The organism is Dietzia maris (genome assembly GCF_014144855.1).
Classification (GTDB): Bacteria; Actinomycetota; Actinomycetes; order Mycobacteriales; family Mycobacteriaceae; genus Dietzia; species Dietzia kunjamensis.
In genome coordinates, this window is sequence record NZ_JAALDN010000256.1 from 1 (window position 1) to 4177 (window position 4177).

The 4177-nt window shown below is 71.5% G+C and carries 4 protein-coding genes; 3 read left to right on the forward strand and 1 reads right to left on the reverse strand.

Annotation, left to right across the window (positions count from 1 at the left end):
• Nucleotides 1-46: 46 nt before the first annotated feature.
• Nucleotides 47-580, reverse strand: coding sequence for a gamma-glutamylcyclotransferase family protein (locus G6024_RS09015; protein ID WP_067712430.1), 534 nt, complete (start codon nt 578-580; stop codon nt 47-49).
• Nucleotides 581-730: 150 nt separating this feature from the next.
• Here G6024_RS09015 and G6024_RS09020 point away from each other — a divergent pair, with 150 nt between their 5' ends.
• The 3 genes from G6024_RS09020 to G6024_RS09030 all read left to right on the forward strand — a co-directional run.
• Nucleotides 731-2137: an NAD(P)H-quinone dehydrogenase gene (locus tag G6024_RS09020; RefSeq protein ID WP_067712206.1), complete on the forward strand. Its 1407-nt coding sequence runs from the start codon at nt 731-733 to the stop codon at nt 2135-2137.
• 138 nt (nt 2138-2275) lie between these two features.
• Nucleotides 2276-3295, forward strand: a complete 1020-nt coding sequence (locus G6024_RS09025; protein WP_132063512.1) for an iron ABC transporter substrate-binding protein — start codon at nt 2276-2278, stop codon at nt 3293-3295.
• A 64-nt stretch (nt 3296-3359) separates the two neighbouring features.
• On the forward strand, nt 3360-4177 hold an 818-nt coding region (locus tag G6024_RS09030; protein WP_235027829.1), incomplete at its 3' end, for an ABC transporter permease.

Here is a 4177-nt window from a genome sequence, read left to right on the forward strand (position 1 = left end):
GCCGCGCGGGCCTCGTCGGTGGGCGTCAGCAGGGGCGCCATCCGCGTCAGGCGCCGGGGCCGACGTTGCGCGACGGGCGGGTGCGCAATTCGTGCACGTACTTCTCGGGGGCCCCCGCGCACTCGGCGGCGTCCGCGAGCAGGCCGAGGTAGCGCGCGGACGGCAGACCTCCCTCGAAGGCGTCCATCACGTACAGCCATGCGAGCACGGTGTCGTCGGTGCCGGCCGGGGCGATGTCCACGGCGAACTCGGACTCCTGCGCGTCGACCGGGGGACCGTCGGGCACGGTGGGCCGGCGCGTGATGCGGACCCGGATCTTGCGGGCGGGCATCCGGTCCGTGCCCTCCCAGCGGTCGAGGGCGCGGACGTCCTCGTCGGGGACGTCGTAGAGCACCACGAACACCCTGGAGTCCGGGTCCTCGACGACGGTGGCGACGGCACCCTCCCACGTGGGGTCGTCCCCGGCGAAGGTCAGGCGCCAGCCCTCGAGCCAACCCGTCCCCGCGAAGGGCGAGTGCGGCGCGCGGGTGTTCATCTGATCGGGATACATGTTCGTCCCGTACGCGGCGTAGAGAGGCACGCCCACAACCCTAGCCCCTTCGGCGGTGGCGGCCAGATGTCCCGGCGTCCCCGATCGTGGCGTTCGACTACCGTGTACGGCGGACGTGACGCGATCCGCCACAGCGGGCTGCGGCGCCCGGCCCTTACCCCTGTGAGCCGTGGAGGACATGTGACGCAACGCATCATCATCATCGGCGGCGGCCCCGCCGGCTACGAGGCCGCGCTGGTCGCGGCCCAGTACGGTGCGGACGTCACGATCGTCGACTCCGACGGCATCGGCGGCAACTGTGTCCTGAGTGACTGCGTGCCGTCCAAGACGTTCATCGCCACCACCGGCGTGCGCACGGACATGCGCCGGGCCGAGGAGATGGGCGTCCAGGCGCACTTCGATCCCACCGCCTACAAGCTGGGTCAGGTCAACGGCCGGGTCAAATCCCTGGCGCGCGCCCAGTCCGCGGACATCCGGTCGCAACTCCAGCGCGAGGGCGTGCGGCTGCTGTCCGGACGGGCCCGTCTGCACGACTCCCAGCCCGGCATGGCCTCCCACCGGGTGGCCGTGACGTTCGATGACGGCCAGGAGAAGATCTTCGACGCCGACGTGGTCCTGGTGGCCACCGGGTCCAGCCCCCGCGTGATCTCGGGCGCGGAGCCCGACGGCGAGCGGATCCTCAACTGGCGTCAGCTCTACGACCTCACCGTGCTCCCGACGCACCTCGTGGTGGTGGGATCGGGTGTGACCGGTGCCGAGTTCGTCTCGGCGTTCACGGAGATGGGTGTCAAGGTCACCATGGTCTCCAGCCGCGACCGTGTGCTGCCGCACGAGGACGCCGACGCCGCCCTGGTGCTGGAGGAGGCGCTCAGTGAGCGGGGCGTCTCGCTGGTCAAGCACGCGCGCGCCGACGCGGTCGAGCACTTCCAGGACGGAATCATCGTCCGCCTCGGGGACGGTCGCACGGTCAAGGGGTCCCACGCCCTCATCTGCGTCGGTTCCGTGCCCAACACCGAGGGCCTCGGACTGGAGAGCGCCGGTGTCGAGTTGCAGCGCAGCGGCCACATCAAGGTCGACCGCGTCTCGCGTACCACCGCGCCGGGCATCTACGCCGGCGGCGACTGCACCGACTTGTTCCCGCTCGCCTCCGTGGCCGCCATGCAGGGGCGCATCGCGATGTACCACGCGCTGGGCGAGGGCGTCAGCCCCATCAAGCTCAAGACCGTGGCCTCGGCGGTGTTCACCCGGCCGGAGATCGCCACCGTCGGCATCTCGCACGCGCAGATCGAGAGCGGCGAGGTGCCGGCGCGCGTGGAGGTCATGCCGCTGGCAGGCAACCCCCGGGCCAAGATGCGCAGCCTGCGCCGCGGGTTCGTCAAGCTCTTCTGTCGCCCGGCGTCGGGCGTGGTGGTCGGCGGCGTGGTCGTCGCCCCCACCGCCTCCGAGCTCATCCTGCCGATCTCGGTGGCGGTGCGGAACCAGCTCACGGTGGGCGATCTCGCGGGCTCGTTCTCGGTCTACCCGTCGATGACGGGCACGATCACCGAGGCGGCGCGCCAGCTCATGCGCCACGACGACCTCGACTGACAGGCATCCGGCGCCCCGGCATCCGGTGCGATGGAGACGATGTCGCGTGCCCTGCGCACTGTCCGGAAGGGCCGTTCAGGTTAGGCTAAGCTCCGTCGACGTCGACGACACGGCGTCGGGAACCGCTAAGGAGCCACAATGAAGCTGCGTCGTGTTGCAGCCCTGGCCGCCGCCGGATCCCTCGTACTCGGGCTGGCGGCCTGCACCTCGGACTCCGACGAATCGGATGCACTGGTGCTCTACTCCGGTCGCAGCGAGAGCCTCGTGGCCCCGCTGATCGAGCAGATCTCGGACTCCACCGGGGTGGACATCGAGGTGCGGTACGCCTCCACCCCGGAGATGGCGGCGCAGATCGCGGAGGAGGGGGAGGCCAGCCCCGCGGACGTGTTCTTCTCACAGGACGCCGGGGCCCTCGGTGCCCTCGACAACGCGGGCCTGCTGCAGCAGCTCGACGAGTCCGTGACCGAGGCCGTCCCCGCGGAATACCGCGCGGCGGACGGCACCTGGGTCGCGACCAGCCTGCGGGCGCGCGTCCTGATCTACGACTCCCGGACACTGGACGAGGCCGAGGTGCCCGACACCATCGACGCGGTCCTGGCCCCCGAGTGGAAGGGGCGCGTGGGCTACGCGCCCACCAACGCGTCGTTCCAGTCCTTCGTCACGGCGCTGCGGGTGGACCGGGGCGACGAGGCCGCCGAGCAGTGGCTGCGGGACTTCCTCGCCAACGACCCGCAGACCTTCGAGAACAACAACGCGCTCCTGCAGGCCGTCGACGCGGGCACCGTCGAACTCGGTCTGACCAACCACTACTACTGGTACAACTCGGCCGCGGAGAAGGGTGCGGAGAACATGCGCGCCCGCGTGAAGTACATGGCGCAGGGCGATCCGGGTGCGCTGGTCAACGTGGCGGGCGTCGCGATCCTCGCCTCCACGGACCGCCCCGACGACGCCCGCCGCGTCGTCGAGGCGTTCCTGGCCGAGCCGGCCCAGACATATTTCGTCGAGGAGACAAGCGAGTACCCCGTGGTCCCGGGGATCGCCACGGACGCGGCCGGCCTCCCTCCGCTGGACACGCTCGGCGGCCCGGACATCGACCTCGGTCAGCTGGACGGTCTCGAGCAGACGCAGGCCATGCTCGCCCGCGTCGGCATGATCTGACGGACCGGACATCGACCTGCTGACGCGACTGCGCGGCGGCCGGCCCCTCCTCGGGGCGGCCGCCGTGCTGGCGTGTGCGGCGACGCTCATCCCGCTGGTCTACCTGGTCATCCGGGCTGGCGAACGGGGCCCGGCGTCCGCCGCCGAGGTGCTCGGCTCCGGTCGGACGCTGACCCTCCTCGGCAACACCGTCGTGCTGGTCGTGTTGGTCACCACCGCCAGCGTGATCGTCGGGGTGGGGATGGCGTGGCTCGTGGTCCGCACCGACCTACCGGGGGCCCCGGTCATCGGTGCGCTCCTGTGCGTTCCGCTGGCCACACCGTCGTATGTCCTCGGCTACCTCTGGGTGGCCGACTTCCCGGAGGTCCTCGGGTTGCCGGGGGCCGTCGCGGTGCTCACCATCTCCTGCTACCCGTACGTGTTCCTCCCCGCCTCCGCCGCCCTCCGGCGGGTGGACCCGGGGCTCGAGGAGGTCGCGCGCACCCTCGGGCACGGCACCACCCGCGCCGTGTTCGGGGTGACCTTCCGACAGATCCGACCGGCGGTCGCCGCGGGCGGACTCCTGGTGGCGCTGTACACGCTGTCCGACTTCGGGGCGGTCGCGATGCTCCGCTACGAGGCGTTCACACTGGGCATCTACCACTCCTACCGGGCGGCGTTCGACCGTGTCCCGGCGGCTGTCCTGGCGTGCGTCCTCATCGTGTTGGCCCTGGTCGTGATGGTCGGGGAGCGGCGGGCCCGACGCGGCGAGGTCGCGAGGGTCGGCGCCGGGGTGGACTCGGCGCCCACCCGGCTACCGCTGGGTCGCCTGAAGGGGCTCGCCCTCGTCGTCGTCGCCGTCATCCTCGCGGGCGGGGTGTTCGGCCCGCTCGCCGGCCTCGC

Bases quoted from the DNA above. Each gene is read 5' to 3' on its own strand.
- G6024_RS09025 (WP_132063512.1), top strand. From the start codon at position 2,276: ATGAAGCTGCGTCGTGTTGCAGCCCTGGCCGCCGCCGGATCCCTCGTA.